This window comes from Mycobacterium adipatum (assembly GCF_001644575.1).
GTDB lineage: Bacteria > Actinomycetota > Actinomycetes > Mycobacteriales > Mycobacteriaceae > Mycobacterium > Mycobacterium adipatum.
Genome location: NZ_CP015596.1, coordinates 814,152 through 833,989 on the forward strand (window position 1 = coordinate 814,152; position 19,838 = coordinate 833,989).

Below are 19,838 nucleotides of genomic sequence, written 5' to 3' on the forward strand. Positions count from 1 at the left end.
GATGAGGCCATGACCGCAACGCTTGTCGCGAAGGATGTGGCCGGCGGATACGCCCATCGCACACTGTTCGAGAACGTCGATCTGACCGTGGCGCCCGGCGATGTGATCGGTGTCGTCGGGGCCAACGGTGCCGGGAAGAGCACCCTGCTGCGCATCCTGGCCGGTGATCTCGAACCGCTGGCCGGGACGGTGAGCGCCGCCCCGGCGGACGCGTTCGTCGGCTGGCTGCCCCAGGAGCACGAACGGGTCCCGGGGGAGACCGTGGCCGGCTACATCGCGCGGCGCACCGGGTGCGCGGCCGCGACATCGGCGATGGAGACTGCCGCCGAGGCGCTCTCCGATTCCGATGCCGCCGCGGACGCCTACTCCGCGGCGCTGGACCATTGGCTGGCCACCGGCGCGGCGGACCTCCAGGAGCGGTTACCCGCCGTGCTGGCCGACCTGGGGTTGGATTGCGAGGCGCCGGACGCGACCCAGATGACCGCGCTCTCGGGTGGGCAGGCGGCGCGGGTGGGTCTGGCCGCGCTGCTGCTGTCGCGTTTCGACATCGTGCTGCTCGACGAACCGACCAATGATCTCGACCTGGACGGGCTGGCCCGGCTGGAGCGTTTCGTCACCGAACTGCGTGGCGGCGTGGTGTTGGTGAGCCACGATCGAGAGTTCCTCTCCCGCAGCGTGACCCGTGTCCTGGAGCTGGATCTGGCGCAGAACACCAGCACCGTTTTCGGCGGTGGGTACGACAGTTATCTCGAAGAGCGCGCGGTCAACCGCCGGCACAAGCGCGAACAGTACGAGGAGTTCGCCGACAAGAAGGCCGATCTGGTGGCGCGCGCCCGCACCCAGCGTGAATGGTCCAGCCAGGGGGTGCGTAACGCCATGCGCAAGGCTCCCGACAACGACAAGGTTCGCCGCCGCGCCCAAACCGAGTCCAGCGAGAAGCAAGCGCAGAAGGTGCGCCAGATGGAGAGCCGGATCGCGCGGCTCGAAGAAGTCGAGGAGCCCCGCAAGGAATGGACGCTGCAGTTCACCATCGGGTCGGCGCCGCGGTCGAGCGCAGTGGTGGCGACGCTCGACCGGGCCGTGGTCCGGCACGGGGATTTCGTCCTGGGGCCGGTGTCGCTGCAGGTGGACGCGGGGGAGCGGATCGGTATCACCGGACCCAATGGTGCGGGCAAGTCGACCCTGCTGGGGTTGCTGCTCGGCCGGAGCCGGCCCGACGAGGGCAGGGCCGGTCTGGGCGCCAGCATCGCCGTCGGCGAGATCGACCAGGCCCGTGCGGAATTCGACGGTCCGGGGCGACTGGTGGACCGCTTCGAAGCACACGTCCCGGACTGGCCCACCGCCGAGGTGCGGACGCTGCTGGCGAAGTTCGGCCTGGGCGCCGACCATGTCGAACGCGCGGTCGGGGAGCTTTCCCCCGGTGAGCGCACCCGCGCCGGGTTGGCGCTGCTGCAGGCGCGCGGCGTCAATGTGCTCGTCCTCGACGAACCGACCAACCATCTGGACCTGCCCGCCATCGAGCAGCTGGAACAGGCGTTGGAGAGCTATGACGGCGCGCTACTGCTGGTCACCCATGACCGCCGGATGCTGCAGAACGTCCGCCTCGATCGGACCTGGCGCGTCGAGAACGGCCGGGTTCACGGGGTGTAGCGGGCCACCTTCTGCGGGTTGATGACCAGCCGCAGCAGCTCGGCGCCCAGCATCTGCTCCAGTTCGGTGCTGCGCCCGCGGTCGCCGAGGTCCCAGTAGCGGGCGGCCAGTCGAGCCGCGAGTTCCTGGGCCCCTTGGCTTTCCAGTGTCACGGTGCCGGCCACCGATACCCAGTGTTCGGGTTCACCGACCGGGGCGGCCACCACCAGGGACGCGCGCGGGTCGGTGCGCAAACGCCGGACCTTCGCCGCGTCGGCAAGGGTGAACAGTTCGATGGTGCCGATGTCGGTGGCCTCGAACCACACCGGGCGTGGCTGGGGTTCCTCGGCGCCGGCGGCCACCGTGAAGAATCCGTAGAGCGGGCGGCGCAGGAATGCCAGGTCTTCGGATGTGAGCTTCACCGGGACCACACCCCGGTGGCGGCGGTGCGCAGCACATAATCCTGGAAGGACCGGGGCGGGCGGCCCAGCACGGACGCCACCGTGTCGGTGGTGGTGGCGAGCGAACCGTTCTCCATCAGCACGAACATCTCGGTGACGTGTTCGGCATCCTGGGCATCGACGCCCTGCTCGACCAGCAGCGCGGTGTACTCGGCCGCGCTGATCTGCTTGTAGGTGATGAACTGGCCCGATGCCCGGGAGATCATCTCCACGGCGGTGCCGAAGGTGAGAGCGTCGGGGCCGGTGAGTTCATAGGTCGCCCCGATGTGACCGCTTGGGCGGGTCAGCACCTCGGCTGCGACGTCGGCGACATCCTCGAGATCGATGAACGGTTCGGGGGTTTCACCGGCCGGCAACGCCAGCTCCCCGCTGCGCAACGGCGCCAAGAACAGGTCTTCGTCGAAGTTCTGCGCGAAGTTGTTGGGCCGCAGGACGGTCCACTCCAACGCCGAGGAGCGTACGGCGCTCTCGGCGGCGCGCATGTCCAGCCCGAACGTCGAGTCTCCCCAACTGTCGGCGCCGCGTCCGGACAACAGCACGACCCGCCGCACCCCGGCGCTCTGCGCCGAGGCGACGAACTCGTCGGCCGGGCCCACCGTGGCGGGCGCCACCATGTACACCGCGGTGGCGCCGTCCAGCGCCGCATCCCAGCCGGTCGGATCGGACCAGTCGAAGGGGGTCGGGCTGGACCGCGAGGCGAGCCGGGTGGCGACACCGCGCAGCCGTAGCCGGGCGGCCACGCGGCGGCCGCTCTTTCCGCTCGCACCCAGGATGAGGATTGTGTCTGTAGCCATGAGCCCATTCAAGTTTCCGCCGTCGGACGATTCCATGGGTGTGACGCCTGATCACATGTGAATTCGTCTAGCCTCGATATATGGACGTGTTCGGTGACCTGTGCCGCGGCGTGCGCGCCCACGGCTCCCTGTTCGGCAGCTCGCAGCTGTCGCCACCGTGGGCGCTGCAGTTCGTGGACGGTGCACCGCTGACGCTGTGCACCGTGCTGGACGGGCAGGGCTGGTTGCTGCCCGAACATGGTGCGCCCGTGCAGATGCGCGATCGCGACACGGTGGTGGTGAAGGGGCCGGACACCTTCACCTTCGTCGACGACCTCGCGACCACGGCGGAACCGATCGCCTGCGGGGAGATGTGTGCGAAACCCGAGTACGGCGGCACCCGGCACCGGATCGGGTGGACCGACAGCGGGTCCGGGGAAACGACCTTGGTCGTCGGCGCCTACCCGGTGCGCGGCGAGATCAGCCGCCGCCTGTTGGACGCACTGCCTGCGGTGCTGCACCTCGCCGGCGGCGGCGACGGAGATGCGGTGCTGGACCACCTGGCCGCCGAGGCCGCCCTCGACATCCCGGGCCAACAGGTGGTGCTGGACCGCCTGTTGGACTGGATGCTGGTGTGCACGCTGCGCACCTGGTTCGACAGCCCCGAGGGCCATCCGCCGACGTGGTGGACCGCCCAGCGGGATCCGGTGGTCGGGGATGCGCTGCGACTGCTGCACACCGATCCCGCCGCTTCGTGGACGGTTTCGTCGTTGGCGGCCGGAGCGGGCGTGTCCCGGTCGACGCTGGCCAAACGGTTCAACGACCTGGTCGGCGAACCGCCGCTGACCTACCTGACCAAATGGCGGATGACCGTGGCGATGGACCTGCTGATCGAACAGGAGACGGCAACGGTCTCCGAGGTCGCCCGCGCGGTGGGGTACGCCGATCCGTTCACCTTCAGCGCGGCCTTCAAACGGGTCCGCGGGATGAGCCCCAGCGAGTTCCGGCGCATCAACACCGCGGCGGTGCTGACCGCCGGCCAGGGGTGAGCGACCTCACCCGCGGTAACAACGGGCGGTGCCGCCGGCGATGTACCCAGCATGATCTTTCGGTTGGGTATGGCGGTCACGGTCGCGGCGACGGCCCTGGTCGGGCTGGCCGGCGGCACCGCCGCCGCGGCACCGGGGTGCGCGGACTTCCACTGGATCGGCGCCGCCGGATCCGGCCAACGCGACGGGGCCGGCTTGACCGCCAACGGCGGGATGGGCGATGTGGTGTACCAGTCCTACCAGCAGTTGAGCTCCGAGCTGGCGGCGACTGGCCGAACCATCACCGCCGAGGCTGTGCAATACCCGGCCGCACCCGTCCCGCTGGGCGGCGGGCTCGGCGGTTGGATGGATTTCATGGACAGTGTGGAAGACGGCACCGACGCCACCGCCGATCAACTGGAGGCGTTCACGGCGCGCTGCCCGCTGACCAAGGTGGTGCTTGCCGGCTACTCCCAGGGCGCGATGGTCATCCACCGCAATCTGCATGATCTGGCCGACGACCCGCATGTGGCGGCCGCCCTGCTGGTCGCCGACGGGGACCGGCTGCCCGCGGACACCACCATCAACATGGGGTCGACGGCGGTGCTGCCGGGCGCAGGCAAGGGCGTCGCCCAGGAGCACTCCTTCCTCGCCTCGACCGACACCTCGCCGCTGCCGCCGGCCATCGGCGCCCGCACCGTCAGCGTCTGCGATGTGGGCGACCCGGTCTGCGATTACGACGCCGAGGCCGAGGAGGTGCCGGCTTCGGCCATCGCCATCCACACCGCGTACGCACCCGCCGCCAGCGGCCCGCATGCGTGGGGCGGCCCGCTGTACAACCTCGTGATGAGTGCGGCTCCGCTGGCGGGGGTGGCCGACGCGACAGCGTGAAGTTCACCGAACGCGTCGCCGGTGTGCGGCCGCCCGGATAGGGTCGGGCCAGCATGAATACTTCAGAAACGTTGCGCCGCTTCACCAAAGTAGTGTCCGTCGCCGCGACCGCAGCGCTGTTTGCTGCTTGCGCAGCCCCCGACGATTCCGCGACGCAACCGGATCCCGGCGTGCCGGGGGCCAATGTGCCCACTACCACCGTGGCGCCCATCGTGAACCCCGCCCTGCTCGACGCCGGCACATACCCGACGGCAGTGCGTCCGCCGCTGGGGACCGCCGGTGATCCCCGCGTCGGCGCGATCACCGACGCGCAGAACCTGGCCGGCTTCGTGGTCGGGCCATGGGAGGCCGACGAGGCGCTGGTGACCCCGTATCTGGCCACGTACTACCTGCTCGACTCCGCGGGTTCGCTGATGCAACTCGCGCCCGAGGGCGTCGCGCAGCAGGCCGAAACCCACGGTTTGGTCAACGGATTCGCCTCCGCCCGGCAGGTCGCCGACAAGACGGTGATGATCAATGCGGTGTTCCGTTTTCCGGACGCGGCGGCCGCCGCATCAGCCACGGTGGACATGAACACGAGCGCGGCCGCTCAGGCGATCCGCGGTGTCACCCCGACACCTGCGGTGATTCCCGGCCACCCCGAAGCCGCCGCCTCCACCTACCCCTTCACCCCGCACGAATCGGAGCGGGAGTGGACGGTCATCCGGTCGTTCGCACCTCACGGTCCCTACGTGTTCATGCAACTCGTCCAGTCCGTCGACGGCTTCGACGCGGCGGCTGCCTTGGTGCGCAAGGCGATCGAGGTACAGGGCCCGCGGATCGACGGATTCGCCCCCGCCCCGGCCGATGCCCTGGCCGACGTTCCGCTGGACCCGTCGGGGCTGCTGGCCAAGGCACTGCCTTTGCCGGGCAGCGCCGCACCGACGAAGAATGCCGTCTACAGCCGGGGCGGCGCGGTGCATTTCCAGAGCAACCCGATCGCCTCCAAGACGTTGTTCACCGACACCGGTGTGACGGCGGTGGCGATGGCACTGACCAACGTGTACGAGGCGAAGAGCCCCGGTCTGGCGTCCATGGTGGTCGGGTCCTTCAGCAAAGAGGTCACCGCCCAGGGTGCGGCGCCGGCCGATTCGGTACCCGCGCTGCCGGACAGCCACTGCTCGGCGCGCGGGAAGGCCTTCTACTGTGTCGCCGCGGCGGGTCGCTACGCCGTCGAGGTCAACGCGGAGACGTTGCCGGAAGCGCACCAGCAGATGGCGGCGCAGTACATCCTGCTGACCGCGCCCTGAACGTTCCCCCGATCGGGGGACAGCGGCTTCATCCGGTGCGGGGCCCGGTCGACGGACAGACGCGGCCGGCTGCCGGAGGCATTCTTGAGTCATCGCCGGAGAACACCGGACATGAACTCTCACAAAGGATTACGACATGAACACCGCCACCCGCCGCTTCGCCGCCGGAATCGTCATGGCAGCCGCACCCGCGATCATCGCCGTCGGCGGTGCCACCGCCGCCCACGCCACGGCCACCACCGCCACCAACACCGGACCGACCACATCGCAGGGACCCGCGGCCCACCAGGGCCAGGGTGCGCAGGACGGAGTCACCAGCCTGGCCCGCCGTCACCACCGTCACCACGGCTACTACCACCGCAGCCGCTGACCTTGGATGTGCACGCACCGGATTAGTCCGTGTCCAACTCGGGTAATGGTGTTCTCGACAGCGAGAACGCCACTACGTGAGGACAGCACACGTGACATCCCAGGACCCCAAGCCGACCGAAGTCCACGCCGACGAGGACGAGGTGCTGGCGCCGGCGACACCCGGTGCCGAGGCGCTACCGACCGAGGAACCCGGCGAGCTCACCGAAAACCCGTAGTTCCCCCGGACCCCAGGGGGACTACGGGTTTTCCGTGATTCGGGGACCCCTCGCTCGGTGCGATCGTCACGAGTACCAGCCGCACCGAGAGAGGAAAGCCCATGTCGGATGTACTCGAGAAGCTCACCAAGGCGATGACGGTCATCCAGGGGGTGCGGCCGCCGTTCATTCCTGCAGGCGCACACGCCATGACCGCGGTCATCGAATGGGGGCCGGGGGACACCGGTGCACCGCCGCATCGCCACCCCGGGGGCCCCTGCTTCGGTTACGTGCTGGAAGGCGAGATGCTCTTCGAGCTCGAAGGCGAGGCGCCCCGCGTCATCAAGGCCGGCGAGGCGTTCTGGGAGCCCGGCGGTGATGTCATCCATTACTCGGACGGCAACCACCGCGACGATGTTCCACTGCGCTTCCTGGTCACCATGCTGTGCTCGCCGGAACAGCAGATGTTCGTCCTCGTCGACGACGCCGAACTCGAAGCGCGCCGTGATCGTCGGGTGCCCGCAGAACTGCGGTTCCCCCGATTGGGGGACACGTGAATCCCCCGGTACGGGGTCCGGCTGGCCGACAGACCGCGCGGGCCCCGCCTGCCATTGTTGAACCATGGCCGGAACGTACCGGCCGGAAGTTCAAAACACCAGTGGCACAGGAGATTACGAAATGAAGAGCATCGGCCACCACTTCGCTGCCGGATTCGCGCTGCTCGGCGCGACAGCCATCCTGGCAATCGGCGCCATCACCACCAACCAGGCCATGGCCGCCACCGCCGTCGCCCCCGATGCGAGTGTGGTCCAGACCGTCTCGACCCATGCCAGCGGTGACACCGGTGAACACAACTTCTTGTACGGGCGGTGATCGCGCCGATAGCTCGTCAGGAAAAGTGCTGATCCGCGCGTCGGCAGATCTGCAACATGCGGCCGACGAGCGCACCCGGAACGACCGTGAATTCGATCTCGGCCACCGCACAGCGCGCCTCGAGGGTCTTGAGCATCCAGTAGCCTTCGCTTGCGAAGAACCCGACCCGGCTGAGATCGAGGATCATCCGCCTGCTCAGCAGGACCTTGCCCAGCGTGTAGTCAAGGAGTTGGTGGGTGTTCGCGGCGTCCACGTCGCCCGCGACCGTGATCACCGCCAGATCGATATCGCGCCACTCGGTGCAGAGTTCGAGCCGAGACGACGACGTCGGTCGGGCGTGGGCGTCGTAGAAGAGCATTTCTGTCATGGCAACCTCCATCGATCGCGACGGTTACGGCTGCTGCTGAACCAGCCTTAACGGTACTCGCGGTCCGGGTCCACAAACCGACGTTCACTGGCCGGCAAACGCAACGTGGCCGCGGGTCAGCGTCGCAGCGTCTCGTGCGGACTCTCCCCGAACGTGCGCCGGTACAGGACCGCGAAGCGTCCGGTGTGGGCAAAGCCCCACCGGGCGGCGGTCGCGGCGACCGTGGTGATGCTGCGGTCGCCGGCGATCAGTTCCTCACGGGCCCGGGCCAGTCTGACTTCGCGCAGGTAGGCCGTCGGGGTGGTGTCGAGGTGCCGGCGGAACATGTACTGCACGGTGCGCGGCGACAGGTACAGCGCGGAGGCGACGTCGCCGACCCCGACGTCGTGGGCCGCGTTGTCCCGGATGAACTCGACGGCCTGGCGAAGCAGCGCGGGATAGGCGTCCCCGCCCCCCTCGGGTGCACCGTCGGTGGGTAGATCGTTGGGGAACCCCGCCAAGATGGCGCTGGCCACCATGCGCGCCGTCGACGTCAACAGCAGCCGGTTCGCCGGTGGCTCGGGAGCAGTGAGAATGCGGTTGAGGAACTGTTCGGTGGCCGCCAGGGTGTGGCCCGCAGCCGCCGTCACCGGGGCGAGCCCGGTGAAGCGCGGCACCGTGGAGGTGTCGGTGTCCATCGCGGCGACCTCGGTCAACAGGGTGCGGGAGACCACCAGGGAACGCAGCGTCGCATCGCGGACCCGGACCTGGACACTGCCCACTCCGGTGGACGCGAGCAGCCATTCGCCGGGACCGGCGGATCCGGTGAGCCGGCCGTGCTCCACCTCGACCCGGCCGTCCTGTACGTACAACGCGATGACCGCGGGCACGCGGTCGGTCCGCAACAGCACATCGCCGGTCTGCTGGATCTCTTCGACCGCGAAGCTACCGGCGTCTGTTCGCGAGTGGTTGCACGAGCAACTGCCGGTTCGGGTGATGGTGAACCGAGCGGAGTAGGTCTGCTCGAGATGCTTTTGCGTCAGATCCGCGTCGTTGGACTCGATGTGCGAGCGCTCGGGATAGACGTCAATGGGGTCGGGCATCATCAGGGCTCCAAAAAGACAGCACCGGATGGGCATCGACCTGAACCCACTTTCACACCGAGTCTAACCCGGCGACGAGGCGGTCAACCGGCGGGCCGCCCGGTGATTCGCTCACCTGGGATCGGGTACTACATGGCATTGGCCCGATTGTGTGAGGAAGGAGCGTCGATGACGCACCCGAAGGAAGTCGACAGCTCCCTGACCGTGGAGCGTGAGACCACCGCCTCCCGCCCACAGGTGTGGGCCGTGATCGCCGACGGCTGGACGTACTCGCAATGGGTGGTCGGTAACAGCCGGATGCGCGCGGTCGACCCGCGCTGGCCCGAGGAGTCCAGCACCATCGAGCACTCGATCGGCGTGTGGCCGCTTCTGCTCGATGACCAGACGGTGGTCGAGTCTTGCGACCCGCTGCGTGAGCTGGTGCTGCTGGCCAAGGGCCGCCCGTTCGGCAAGGCGCGGGTCACCATCCGGCTCTCGGATACCGCCGACGGGGGTTGCCACATCACCATGGCCGAGGTGCCGGTGGGCTTTCCGATGGGATGGTTTCCCGAGCGGCTCGCGCTCGCGGCGGCCATTCCCCGCAACCGGGAGTGCACGCGGCGACTTGCCGCCATCGCCGAGCGCCGATCGCCGCAGGGCTGATTCGGCGCGGGCGCAGGGCCGATTCAGCGCGAGTGGGCGTGTGACACGGTGGCCCGCGTCGGTGTGGCCGCAGGGACGCCGGCTCGGCGTAGGTGCCGCTCGGCACGAACGATGCGCCGGGTGAGCAGACGGTCATCGCGCTTGGTCAGAGCGCGGCTGCGCGTCGCCAGCAGATCGAGTTGCTGCCAGCTGAGACCGTCGAGGTCACCGTCGCAGTCGTGAGTGGCGATCACCACCGCGCCACGGAGCAGCGGCACCGATTTCGCATCCAGCGTGGTGGTGGCGAGCAAGAGTTCGGTGGCGTTGCGGTTGACGCGGCGCTGGCAACCATGGGTGGAAGGGCTGAACCAGAAATCGAACTGCCGGTCGGCGCTGGTCAAGGACTGCAGGCCCTGGTCTTGTATCAACCGGGTGATATCGGCGGGGCTATAGGCGCGGGTTTCGTAAACGGCGCCCTTGGCGCTGAAGTACAGGACGGTGTTCATTGCGATGATCCATTCGGCTCTCTTGTCGTGTTCCGGGGCGGCGCCACCGAGCTCGGCGCTGTGACCAAAGTTACCCGTGTGACAAACGGGGTAAACCTGGATAACGATTCAGCCTCGAGGAAGATCGCCGGACAGCCGGGACGGACGGCACCACAGCGCCACCGCGAGGGTGAGCGCCGCGGCGACCGCGAACGCCACCTGCACATTCGTCAGATCGGCGGTGCCGCCGAGCAGGGCTGCGGCGATGGGGCGTGAACCCAGGAAGCCGACCAGCCACAGCGCCATGATGCGGCCCCGCAGCTCCTGCGGGGCGCGTTCCTGCACGACGGTGCTCAATCCGGTGAGCGCCCAGCCGAAGCCCAGGCCGGCCAGCGCGAAACCCGCCAACGCCAGCCCCGGGTTGATGCTGGCGGCCAGCACCGCGCAGCCGAGGCCCAGCCCCAAGAGCCCGATCCACGACACCCGGGCGGCCGCCATCCGACCACGCATGAGAGCCAGCGCGGCCATCCCGGCCGCGGCGCCGATTCCGAAGATCGCCGAGAGGGCGCCGACGAGCGTGGTGTCGCCGCCCAGCGCGTCGGCCAGCGACGGTGCCAACGTGATGGATGGGTCGGCCGCGATGCCGACGGTGGCCACCGCGACCAGCGCGAGGAACAGGGGACGGTCACGCCAGACGTACGCGACGGCGGCCCGCACCCGGTAATCGGTGCCGGCAACACGGTCCGGCGGCGCCGGCAGTCGAACCACCAGGAGAAAGATCGCGAACACCACGTGCAGGCCGGCACTGATCGCAAAGCCGACGGCCGCGCCGAAATGCGCGGCCAGGTAGGCGCCCGCGGCGGGGCCGAGAATTCGGCCGATCGTCATCGGGATGCTGTTGAGCGCCATGGCGGTCGACAGCTCACCGTCCCGGATGAGGTCCGGCACGATCGACTGCATGGCCGGCCCGCCGACCACGAAACCGAAGCCGACCAAAGTCGAGCCGAGTAATACCGGGACGGCGGCCGAGAAACCCTGGAGCTCCGGTTCGACGAACATCCAGGCCGCCACCAAGCCGGAACCGGCGACACACAACAGGCGCCCGAGCAGAATCTGTCTGCCCGGATTGCCGCTGTCGGCCCATTTTCCGCTGATCGGACTCAGGATCAGCTGGGGTCCGAATTGCACGACGCCCACCAGGCCGACCATCAGGGCCGAACCGGTCGCGTCGTACATGACGACCGCGGCGATGATGCTGTGCGTCCACACCGCGACGACGGAAAACATCTTGCCCCAGAACAGCGCGCCGAAGACGGGGTCGAACATCAGCGCCAATGCCCCGCGGGGCCGCGTCGCGACGGTGCTCACCGGCAACCAGCCTCTTCGAATCGTCGGGTCAGGCGATCGAGCAGGGCGACGAGCCGGTCGACATCCGCAGGATCCCAGTCGGCGACGGTTTCGGCGACCAGTTCGCGTCGACGGTCGGTCACCGCGGCGAGGGCTTTGACGCCGATATCGGTGAGCACCAGGACGCTGCGGCGTTGATCCTCGGCGGCCGATGACTTGGTGATCAGCCCCGCCGCCGCCACCGCGGACACCGTTCGACTGGCGGTGGAATGTTCGACCGCCAGGTAGTCCGCGACGTCGCCGATCGACGCGCCGGCACCGTTGCGTTGATGATGCTCGACCGCGCGCAGCGTGCGCAGTGTGGAGACGCTGGTCACCGGGTCGGCGTCAGCGAGCAGACGTCGACGCCAGGACGGGCGCTGCCGCGCCACATTGATCCGGGTGAGCAGGTCATCCAACTGGTCGAAGGGCGTCGAATGCACAAAATATGTTTAGCACATACAAATTTATCCGCTAAGCGGGCCTCCGGCGGCCCGCCACTGGATGGGCCGGCCGGTGCAGGTAATGCCGGAACTTCATGGGGTGACCGATCCGGGCCGAACGATCATCAGCACCACGACGGCCGCCCACAGCAGGTTGAAGACGCCGGTCAGCATGCCCAGTCTGCGTAGACCGGCGGCACTGCCCGGGCTGTCGAGTTCGGCCCGTTGGCGCGGCGCGATCTGCAGCGCGAGAACGCCGCCGGCCACGGCGGTCAGCAGTATGGCGACCAGCACCCACACCTCGGTCGTTCGGTTCTGTGCGAAGGCCAGCATCAGACCCGCGACGGGCACGATCAGGGCCAGCAGTCCGTACACCCGGGTGATGCGGTGCAGCACCCGGGCCGCTTCCCCGCCCGCCGCTGCGTACCGGGGAAACAGGCTGGCGGACACGGCCACCGGACCGACGAACAGGATGCCGGCCACGACGTGCACCGACAGCAGAAAGGGCTCCATAACCTTCAGCTTAACTGAAGGTTATGGAGTTCGGGCCGCCATATCGGACATCAGCGCCCGCAGCGCCACAGTCAGGTCCGGATGCTGGAGGGCGAACGCGTCATCCAGGCGCGCCAGTGCCCGGGCGGCCTCCGTCAACAACGCCTCACCCCGCTCGGTGACCCGCAGCGTCGACGCCGATCCGGCGTGAGCGGTCCCGTCGTCCACCAGGCCCGCCTCGGTGAAGGAGGTCACGGCCGTGTGCACACTCTGCACGGTGACGCGGGAGCGCCGGGCCAGCTCGCTGAACGAGATTCCCGGCGCACCGCGAATATGCCCGAGCAGTCCGTACTTTCGCGTGGTCAGACCGAGCGGCTTCAGTGCCTCGGCGAGTGCGGCGTCCCAGATCCGGCTGACCGTCAGCAGCCCGATGGTCGGGCTGAACGGCGGCGGCTCGGACATGGAGGCAGGTTACCCGGCACCCCGTGCTTCGCCTGCGCGAAATCGGGGTACCCGAAACCGGCAGCGCACCGACCGGAAGGACCCATGACAGCCCCTACCAGCGATGTCGTCGGTGCGGTGGCAACCGCGTACTCGGCGAAGGTGGTGGGCCAGATCCACCTCCGCGAGTCCATCCTGCTCGTCCTGCTCTCAGGGGGCCATCTGCTGATCGAGAGCGTGCCCGGGCTGGCCAAGACCACCGCCGCCCGAGTGGTCGCCGAAGCCATCGACGGCAGCTTCCGCCGCATTCAGTGCACGCCGGACCTGCTGCCCAGCGACATCATCGGCACCCAGATCTACGAGGCGGCCGGCAACACCTTCACCACCCAATTGGGGCCGGTGCACGCCAATATCGTGCTGCTCGACGAGATCAACCGGTCCAGCGCCAAGACCCAGAGCGCGATGCTGGAGGCGATGGAGGAACGCCAAACCACCATCGCCGGTGTCGAATACCCGATCCCCGAGCCATTTCTGGTGATCGCCACCCAGAACCCGGTGGACCAAGAGGGCACTTATCCGCTCTCGGAGGCGCAGACCGACCGCTTCATGCTCAAGGACCTGGTGCAGTATCCGTCCGTCGATGAGGAAGTCGAGATCATCGACCGGATGGGCGCCGGACTGTACGACCGTGACCACCGGGCGGCCCCGGTGGTCACCACCGCCGATGTCCGGCGTGCCCAGCAGATCGTGCGGTCCGTGCACATGGATCGGGCGTTGGTCGAGTACGCCAGCCGGCTGGTCAGCGTGACCCGGGACCCCGAGCGTCACCTGCCCGCGAGTATGGCGCGGCTCATCGAATACGGCGCCAGCCCGCGTGCGACCATCGCATTCTGCCGCACCGCAAGGGCTTTGGCGGTGCTGCGTGGGCGCAACCACGTCCTGCCCGACGATATCGCGCGACTCGCACACCGCGTCCTGCGCCACCGCCTCGTCCTCGGATTCGAGGCGGCCAGCGCGCGGATCACGCCGGACGTCGTGATCGACGCGGTGCTCCAGACAGTTCCGGTGCCGTGAGGCCGGCATGGGCAAATACCTCGACGCCGCGAAGGCGTACGTAACCCGCGACGCCGCGGGACTGCTGGCCGGTGGTCGCTATGCGCTGGTGCACACCCGCAGCATGGAATTCGACGAGCTGCGCCCCTACGTACCCGGCGACGATGTGCGCGACATCGATTGGAAGGCGTCGGCCCGCTCCGGGCACACCCTGATCAAGCAGTTCGTCTCCGAAAAGCACCACAAGATCCTGATCGTCGCCGACACCGGCCGCAACACGGCCGCGCCCACCCCCACTGGCGAATCGAAAAGCGAAGTAGCAGCCCACATCATCGGCGCAGTGGGGCTCATGACCCTGCCACGCTCCGATGAGATCGGCATGGTCGCCGGGGATCGCCGCGGGTGTGTCGATATCAGGCTGCGCCGCGGTGAGACCCATGTCGAGCGAATCCTGCATCGTTACGTCGCGCAGACCAGCACCAACCCCGGTGCCAGCGATATCGTCACCCAGCTCGAGTGGGTGGCCCGCCACTACCGGCACCCGCTGCTCATCGTGATCGTGTCGGATGAACCCGACATCAGCGAGCGTCTGCGTGCCGTGCTGGCGCCCTTGACCGCGCGCCACGACGTGCTCTGGGCCATGGTCACCGACATGCCGGCGATCGGTACGGAGGCCACCGGTGTGGGCTACGACGTGGCCGACGGGCGGACCCTGCTGGGTGCGGACGTTATGGGCGAGCGAGTCGTCGCAGCGTATCGACGCTCGGAGGAAGAACGTCGTCGGGAGCTGTCGGAGCTGCTCACCGCGCAGCGGATCCCGCACGCACGGATCGCCTCCAGTCGCGGCATCATGTCCGCACTGGTGGCGATGACGGGGGTGTACGCCCGTGCCGGATGACCTGGTGGACAACCTGATCGGCCCGACGCCGTACTCGTCGGTGTGGCTGTGGCTCGCCGTGGCGCTCGCCGGGCTGACGGTGTGCTGGTACGCCGGGGTGTTCTGGTGGACGGCCGCCGGGCGCACGCGTGGTGAGCGGGCGTTGATCGGCGCGGCCCGCGTCGCCCTGCACCGCCGGCGTGCCCTGCGGGCCATGCAGACCATCCAGAGTGCGTACCGCGCAGGCGAACTGACGGCCAACCGGGCCGGCGCGGCACTCAACGAGGAAGTTCGCCGCTTCCTGTCTGCCGCCACCGGCCTGCGCGTCGAGTACATGCAGGTCCCCGACATCGCGACGGTCGCGGCTGGTGCGCTCGCGCCGGCCGCGCCGGTGCTCACCGACCTGGCGGACGCCCAGTTCAATGCCGCATCCGCCGTCGGCATCGACGCCGTGAGCCGCGCCGCGCAGGACCTGGTGCGCGAATGGACGTGATCTGGTGGGGCATCCCGATCGTCGGCTGCCTGGCGCTGGCGGGATGTATCGCCGCTGCGCTGCTGCCGCCCCGCCGGGATCGGGCCGATGCTCTACGGCCGCTGGCCAACACCCGCCGACTGACCGGCCTTGCCGAATATGCCCGCGCCGCCCGGCGGCACACCATCACCGCCGTCGCGGCGGTGGCTCTGCTGCTGTTCGCCTTTGTCACTGCCGCGCTGGCGGCGGCACGGCCGACGGGGTTGCCCGCATTGAGCCGGGCCGCCGACACCGAACAGCCGGAGGACATCATGGTCTGCGCGGGTGGCTCCGCCGAGGACCCCGCCGTCAATGCCACCCTGCGCCATTTCGCCACCGCGGTCGGTCAGTTCGGCGCCGAGCGCATCGGGCTGACCTCACCGGACCGCCGACTGATTCCGCTGACGCGCGACTATCAGTTTGCGGCGGGACGATTCGCCGCCTATGCGCAGCCACAGCCGCTGATCTCATCGGTGACCTATGCCGACTACACCACCACCGTGGAGGACGTCATCGCGATGTGTCTGACCGGGTTTGCCGATTTCGACAGCAGGGTCCCCGTGCGGCGTTCGCTCATCTACGTCGGACCCGCCACATTGGGGGCCGGCCGCGCGCTGTTCTCTGCGCAACAGGTGCGCGATATGGCGTCCGCGGGCGACGTCCAGGTCAATGCGATCAGCGAGGTCGACGGTCTGCCCGGCGAGTTGGCACGCGACACCGGCGGGCGCGTCGCCACCGATATCCGCGACATCCGCAGCCATCCGCCGCCTGCGCGACCGGCGGACGTCACCGCGGCGCCATCGGCGGAGACACCGGATGCCGTGCTGATCGCGGCGCTGCTGGCGGTGCTCACGCTTCTCGCCTGGCCGTGGGTGGTGCGCCGATGACACCGCGCAGGGCAATGCTGGTACTGGCGGCCGTGCTGTTGGTCGTCGCGGTCTTCCGGCCTACGCTGGGCGGCGCACCGGCGGTGACCAGAATCGCCGGAGCGCTTGAGCCCAGCATCTTCCTGATCGTGGATCGCTCCGCAGCGATGGCACCCCACCTGCCGGCGGTGCGCGATGACATCGATGCGGTCATCGACCGGTATCCCGATGCCCGATTCGCGATGATCACCTTCGATGCGCGCCCGGCACTGGACTGGCCGCTCTCGGCGGATTCTTGGAGTCTGCGGCCGGTCGTGTCGGCGATGTCCGCCTATCCGGCGGGCGCCGAGAGCACCACCAACTCCGGAGCCGCCAGTACCGTCTTGCGTTACCAGCTGATCAGCGCCGTGCAGCAATTCCCGAAGGCACCGAACCTGGTGTTCTATTTCGGTGCGGGAGCCCCGGACTCGACGGTGCCGCAACGCGCCTTCCAGGTTCCGGAGAACGCCGTAGCGGGCGGGGCGGTGATCGGGTACGGCACCGGCGCGACGCCGGTGCTGCAGCCCGTTGCCGGGCAACTCGGTGTGCCATACCGCGAACGGACCGACCTCCAATCGGTGGACGAGGCCGTGCCGGCGGCCGTGGAGTCCGGCCAGGGCTCCGAAAACGCCAAGACTGCAGTGGGATTCGAACTGTACTGGGGGATGGCCGGCGTCGCGGCGCTGCTGATCCTGGTCGAGCTCTACCGCGCGCTGCGGCAGCTGCGGCGCACCCGCTTGGACCGGATAGTGGTGGGGCGATGAAGCTACGGCGTCGATTGTTGATCTATTCCGCGCCGGTGGTGGTGGCTGTGCTGATCCTGGTGGTCAAGCTGGCATCCGTGGCGGTGGCCGGTAATGCGGCGGTGCGGCACTTCGCGCAGGGCGACGTCGCCGCGCTGGCCGGCGACGTCGATACGCTACGGGTGCTCAATATCGTCGAGCCGGCCAAGGCGCACTACGCCGCGGGCACGCTGGCGGTATTGCAGAACAGGCTCGATGCCGCCGACCGCGAGTTCACCGAAGCGCTCCAGCGCACCGAGCACGCGCAATCGTGTGCTGTTCGCGTCAACCTTGCCCTGGTACGGGAATCCCGCGGGGATGCCGCCGCGGCGGTGTTCGAGGCACCGGCCGCGGTCGATCACTACCTGGGGGCCAAACAGGTCATCGAGGAGGCACCCGCCGGTTGTGTCGGCGACGATACTGCGGCGCGGCTGGAGGCCAAGATCGCCGCCGTGTCGGCGCCGGTACCGCCGTCTGCTCCGGCACCGCCGGTGTCGGCGCCGCTGCCGCCGATATCGGGGAGCGCACCGTCCGCCCGAGCGCCCCGGATCCTGGAACCCGGCCGGGGCGATCCCCTGGAGAAACTGCAACAGATTCTGCGCGACGCCGCGACCCGCTGAGGATTGCTAGCTAGGCTTCATATACGGTCGATGGCATGAGTGACGTGACGGTGATCACAGGTGGTGCCGGTGGGATGGGTGTGGAGACGGCCAAGATCGTCGGCCGGGACCACACGGTGGTGCTCTGCGATGTCCGGCAGGACCGCCTCGACCGGGCATCCGCGACACTGGGTGAGCTCGGTATCAGCGCGACCACGGTGAACTGTGATGTCACCGATCGCTTGGCCGTCGACGAATTGTTCGGCGCCGCACAAGAGCTCGGGACCGTCACCGCGGTCGTGCATACCGCGGGGGTCAGTCCGGCCATGGGGGACGCCGAGTACGTCATGCGGACGAACGCGATCGGGACGCTCAACGTCAACGAGGTGTTCTACGCGACGGTCGGCGATGGTGGCGCGATCGTCAATGTGGCGTCGATGGCCGCCCATATCCTGCCTGAGGAACTGATCCCCGTCTCGGCGTTCCCACAAGCCCTGACCGACGAGGCTGCGTTCCTGGCCGCCACGCTGGCCGGTTGCGATATCGCCGGGGAACAGCAGCGTTCGGGGATCGCGTACGCGATCAGCAAGAATTTCGTCAAGTGGTACAGCAGTTCGCAGGCCGAGCGTTTCAACGGCCGTGGGCTACGGATCGTTTCGGTATCACCGGGCTCCGTGGACACCGAGATGGGCCGGCTGGAAGAGGCCGGTGGCGCGGGTGCGCTCGTCGCGGATGCGGCGGTCCCGCGGTGGGGCCGGCCCGAGGAGATGGCCGAACTGTTCGCCTTCTGTGTCAGTGACAAGGCCGGCTACCTCACCGGCACCGACATCCTCAACGACGGCGGTGTGGTCGCGTCCATCCGGGAGCGGGCCAGAGCTGGTTCGAATCCCTGACCAACGGGCATAGATAGCGTGTTCCTGGATTGCCGGAGGACACGATGCGATTGCGGCGAAGCAACCTCGACAGCGCCGGGATAGCCCGCCGCCGAGCTGGTAAGGGATTCACCTACTGGGACCCGGAAGGCAAGCGTCTCGACGATCCCGACACACTGGCGCGGATCAAGGATCTCGTCATCCCCCCTGCATGGCAAAAAGTGTGGATCTGCCCCCATCCCAACGGCCATATCCAGGCCGTGGGCACCGATGCGGCCGGGCGCCGGCAGTATCTCTATCACCAGGCGTGGCAGCAGGAGCGGGCCGAGGAGAAGTTCGACCGGGTGCTCGAGCTGTCCACCCACCTCCCGGCGTGGCGGAAACGCATCGCCCGGGACCTGGCCGGACGTGGCCTCTCCCGGGACCGGGTACTCGCGCTCGCCCTGCAGCTGCTCGACCGCGGCTACTTCCGGGCTGGTGGCGACCAGTACGCCGAGGAACACGAATCCTACGGCCTGGCGACCCTGCAGTGCGAGCACGTGACGGTGCGCAACGGAGCGGTGATCTTCGACTATCCGGCCAAGAGCGGGGTGCGTCGCACCCTGGAGGTGGCGGACGCCGAGGTGGTGCGCGCCGTCCGGGCACTGTTGCGTCGCGACGGGCGAACCGACCGTCTACTGGTGTGCCGCGATGGTTCCGGCTGGTCCGATATCCACGCCGCCGATCTGAACGCCCGGTTCAAGGAGCTGGTCGGCGCTGAATACAGCGTGAAGGACCTGCGGACCTGGCACGGAACCGTGCTCGCCGCAACGGCATTCGCCGAGGCAGCGGCACCTCTTTCCGAACGGATCGTGAAACGAGAGACCGCCGGGGTCATGAAACAGGTTTCCGAGGAGTTGGGTAACACCCCGGCGGTGGCTCGCAACTCGTATGTGGATCCCCGAGTGGTCGCCGGCTACCGACAGGGCGTCACCATCGCCGTCGCCGCCAGGCGCGCTGCACAGCAGAAGAACCCCGCGGACGCCGCCGGCACGCTGGAGAGGGCGACCCGCACCTTGGTGCGCAAGGTCGCCAAACACTGACGCCGACCGCGTTTCGTACGGACGCACCGCGGGCACCCTTGATCAATCCCGTCTATCGGAGGTGGTGATGATGCCGAACTCATCGATCAAGAACGAAAAGATGTACGAGGACCTGCGTGAGCAGGGCAACTCCAAGGAGAAGGCGGCCCGGATCTCCAACGCAGCTGCCGCCCGCGGCAAATCCGCGGTCGGACGCAAAGGCGGCAGGTCCGGGTCCTACGAGGCTTGGACCTTGGCCGATCTCAAGAAGCGAGCCAAGGAACTGGGCATGCGAGGTTACTCCGGCCTGACCAAGGACAAGCTCGTCGACAAACTCCGCCATCACTGACC

At 68.4% G+C, this 19,838-nt stretch carries 27 protein-coding genes; 18 read left to right on the top strand and 9 right to left on the bottom strand.

Going from position 1 to position 19,838, the window contains the following annotated elements:
- Positions 1–9: 9 nt before the first annotated feature.
- A complete protein-coding gene (locus A7U43_RS03700) occupies positions 10–1,650 on the top strand; it encodes an ABC-F family ATP-binding cassette domain-containing protein (RefSeq protein WP_067991273.1) in 1,641 nt (546 codons plus the stop codon).
- Here the strand turns inward: A7U43_RS03700 and A7U43_RS03705 are convergent.
- Positions 1,638–2,060 (bottom strand): pyridoxamine 5'-phosphate oxidase family protein, encoded by a 423-nt coding sequence (locus A7U43_RS03705; RefSeq protein ID WP_067991275.1) that lies wholly within the window; start codon positions 2,058–2,060, stop codon positions 1,638–1,640. The two genes, A7U43_RS03700 and A7U43_RS03705, sit on opposite strands and share 13 nt — an antisense overlap.
- Positions 2,048–2,884: an NAD(P)H-binding protein gene (locus tag A7U43_RS03710; protein ID WP_068001817.1), complete on the bottom strand. Its 837-nt coding sequence runs from the start codon at positions 2,882–2,884 to the stop codon at positions 2,048–2,050. The genes A7U43_RS03705 and A7U43_RS03710 overlap by 13 nt, the downstream gene beginning before the upstream one ends.
- Positions 2,885–2,964: 80 nt before the next feature.
- Here A7U43_RS03710 and A7U43_RS03715 point away from each other — a divergent pair, with 80 nt between their 5' ends.
- The 7 genes from A7U43_RS03715 (at position 2,965) to A7U43_RS03740 (ending at position 7,510) form a co-directional block, all read left to right on the top strand.
- Entirely contained in the window at positions 2,965–3,912 is a 948-nt protein-coding gene (locus A7U43_RS03715) for an AraC family transcriptional regulator (protein ID WP_067991279.1), read from the top strand.
- A gap of 51 nt (positions 3,913–3,963) precedes the next feature.
- Positions 3,964–4,782, top strand: coding sequence for a cutinase family protein (locus A7U43_RS03720; RefSeq protein ID WP_067991282.1), 819 nt, complete (start codon positions 3,964–3,966; stop codon positions 4,780–4,782).
- 53 nt (positions 4,783–4,835) lie between these two features.
- Positions 4,836–6,071 (top strand): DUF7373 family lipoprotein, encoded by a 1,236-nt coding sequence (locus A7U43_RS03725; protein WP_067991285.1) that lies wholly within the window; start codon positions 4,836–4,838, stop codon positions 6,069–6,071.
- Positions 6,072–6,207: 136 nt separating this feature from the next.
- On the top strand, positions 6,208–6,441 hold the full coding sequence (locus A7U43_RS03730) for a hypothetical protein (RefSeq protein ID WP_067991288.1): 234 nt from the start codon (positions 6,208–6,210) through the stop codon (positions 6,439–6,441).
- Positions 6,442–6,532: 91 nt separating this feature from the next.
- Positions 6,533–6,658 carry a hypothetical protein gene (locus A7U43_RS30540; protein ID WP_257747833.1) on the top strand — a complete coding sequence of 42 codons (126 nt, stop codon included), beginning with the start codon at positions 6,533–6,535 and terminating at the stop codon, positions 6,656–6,658.
- 101 nt (positions 6,659–6,759) lie between these two features.
- Positions 6,760–7,194 (top strand): cupin domain-containing protein, encoded by a 435-nt coding sequence (locus A7U43_RS03735; protein ID WP_067991291.1) that lies wholly within the window; start codon positions 6,760–6,762, stop codon positions 7,192–7,194.
- Positions 7,195–7,315: 121 nt separating this feature from the next.
- Positions 7,316–7,510: a hypothetical protein gene (locus A7U43_RS03740; RefSeq protein WP_067991293.1), complete on the top strand. Its 195-nt coding sequence runs from the start codon at positions 7,316–7,318 to the stop codon at positions 7,508–7,510.
- A 16-nt stretch (positions 7,511–7,526) separates the two neighbouring features.
- On the opposite strand, the gene A7U43_RS03745 is transcribed toward A7U43_RS03740, so the two are convergent.
- Together A7U43_RS03745 and A7U43_RS03750 are read right to left on the bottom strand one after the other, a co-directional pair.
- Positions 7,527–7,877 carry an STAS domain-containing protein gene (locus A7U43_RS03745; protein ID WP_156525832.1) on the bottom strand — a complete coding sequence of 117 codons (351 nt, stop codon included), beginning with the start codon at positions 7,875–7,877 and terminating at the stop codon, positions 7,527–7,529.
- Positions 7,878–7,993: 116 nt separating this feature from the next.
- Positions 7,994–8,959, bottom strand: a complete 966-nt coding sequence (locus A7U43_RS03750; RefSeq protein WP_197499960.1) for a helix-turn-helix transcriptional regulator — start codon at positions 8,957–8,959, stop codon at positions 7,994–7,996.
- A gap of 168 nt (positions 8,960–9,127) precedes the next feature.
- Between A7U43_RS03750 and A7U43_RS03755 the strand changes: the two genes are divergently transcribed.
- Positions 9,128–9,601: an SRPBCC family protein gene (locus A7U43_RS03755; RefSeq protein ID WP_067991299.1), complete on the top strand. Its 474-nt coding sequence runs from the start codon at positions 9,128–9,130 to the stop codon at positions 9,599–9,601.
- 23 nt (positions 9,602–9,624) lie between these two features.
- Here the strand turns inward: A7U43_RS03755 and A7U43_RS03760 are convergent, their stop codons facing one another.
- From A7U43_RS03760 to A7U43_RS03780, 5 genes are all read right to left on the bottom strand, one after another.
- A complete protein-coding gene (locus tag A7U43_RS03760) occupies positions 9,625–10,086 on the bottom strand; it encodes a hypothetical protein (RefSeq protein ID WP_067991304.1) in 462 nt (153 codons plus the stop codon).
- A 108-nt stretch (positions 10,087–10,194) separates the two neighbouring features.
- Positions 10,195–11,391 carry an MFS transporter gene (locus A7U43_RS03765; RefSeq protein WP_068001820.1) on the bottom strand — a complete coding sequence of 399 codons (1,197 nt, stop codon included), beginning with the start codon at positions 11,389–11,391 and terminating at the stop codon, positions 10,195–10,197.
- Positions 11,392–11,429: 38 nt separating this feature from the next.
- Positions 11,430–11,894, bottom strand: a complete 465-nt coding sequence (locus tag A7U43_RS03770; RefSeq protein WP_067991307.1) for a MarR family winged helix-turn-helix transcriptional regulator — start codon at positions 11,892–11,894, stop codon at positions 11,430–11,432.
- A 93-nt stretch (positions 11,895–11,987) separates the two neighbouring features.
- Positions 11,988–12,407: a hypothetical protein gene (locus A7U43_RS03775; RefSeq protein WP_067991310.1), complete on the bottom strand. Its 420-nt coding sequence runs from the start codon at positions 12,405–12,407 to the stop codon at positions 11,988–11,990.
- 21 nt (positions 12,408–12,428) lie between these two features.
- Entirely contained in the window at positions 12,429–12,848 is a 420-nt protein-coding gene (locus tag A7U43_RS03780) for a MarR family winged helix-turn-helix transcriptional regulator (RefSeq protein ID WP_067991313.1), read from the bottom strand.
- A gap of 84 nt (positions 12,849–12,932) precedes the next feature.
- Between A7U43_RS03780 and A7U43_RS03785 the strand changes: the two genes are divergently transcribed.
- The 9 genes from A7U43_RS03785 (at position 12,933) to A7U43_RS03825 (ending at position 19,836) form a co-directional block, all read left to right on the top strand.
- Entirely contained in the window at positions 12,933–13,901 is a 969-nt protein-coding gene (locus A7U43_RS03785; RefSeq protein WP_067991316.1) for an AAA family ATPase, read from the top strand.
- 7 nt (positions 13,902–13,908) lie between these two features.
- The gene (locus A7U43_RS03790) at positions 13,909–14,778 is read left to right on the top strand and encodes a DUF58 domain-containing protein (protein ID WP_067991319.1); all 870 of its coding nucleotides are present in this window, start codon (positions 13,909–13,911) and stop codon (positions 14,776–14,778) included.
- Positions 14,768–15,250, top strand: coding sequence for a hypothetical protein (locus A7U43_RS03795; RefSeq protein WP_067991322.1), 483 nt, complete (start codon positions 14,768–14,770; stop codon positions 15,248–15,250). Before A7U43_RS03790 ends, A7U43_RS03795 begins: the two co-directional genes overlap by 11 nt.
- On the top strand, positions 15,241–16,155 hold the full coding sequence (locus tag A7U43_RS03800) for a hypothetical protein (protein WP_067991325.1): 915 nt from the start codon (positions 15,241–15,243) through the stop codon (positions 16,153–16,155). The genes A7U43_RS03795 and A7U43_RS03800 overlap by 10 nt, the downstream gene beginning before the upstream one ends.
- Positions 16,152–16,937 carry a vWA domain-containing protein gene (locus tag A7U43_RS03805; protein WP_156525833.1) on the top strand — a complete coding sequence of 262 codons (786 nt, stop codon included), beginning with the start codon at positions 16,152–16,154 and terminating at the stop codon, positions 16,935–16,937. The genes A7U43_RS03800 and A7U43_RS03805 overlap by 4 nt, the downstream gene beginning before the upstream one ends.
- A complete protein-coding gene (locus A7U43_RS03810) occupies positions 16,934–17,575 on the top strand; it encodes a hypothetical protein (protein WP_067991330.1) in 642 nt (213 codons plus the stop codon). The genes A7U43_RS03805 and A7U43_RS03810 overlap by 4 nt, the downstream gene beginning before the upstream one ends.
- 35 nt (positions 17,576–17,610) lie before the next feature.
- Complete coding sequence (locus tag A7U43_RS03815; protein ID WP_067991333.1) at positions 17,611–18,447, top strand: SDR family oxidoreductase; 837 nt, start codon at positions 17,611–17,613, stop codon at positions 18,445–18,447.
- 44 nt (positions 18,448–18,491) lie between these two features.
- On the top strand, positions 18,492–19,508 hold the full coding sequence (locus A7U43_RS03820) for a DNA topoisomerase IB (protein ID WP_068001823.1): 1,017 nt from the start codon (positions 18,492–18,494) through the stop codon (positions 19,506–19,508).
- Between the two features lie 70 nt (positions 19,509–19,578).
- Positions 19,579–19,836 (top strand): DUF7218 family protein, encoded by a 258-nt coding sequence (locus A7U43_RS03825; protein WP_068001827.1) that lies wholly within the window; start codon positions 19,579–19,581, stop codon positions 19,834–19,836.
- Positions 19,837–19,838 lie beyond the last annotated feature (2 nt).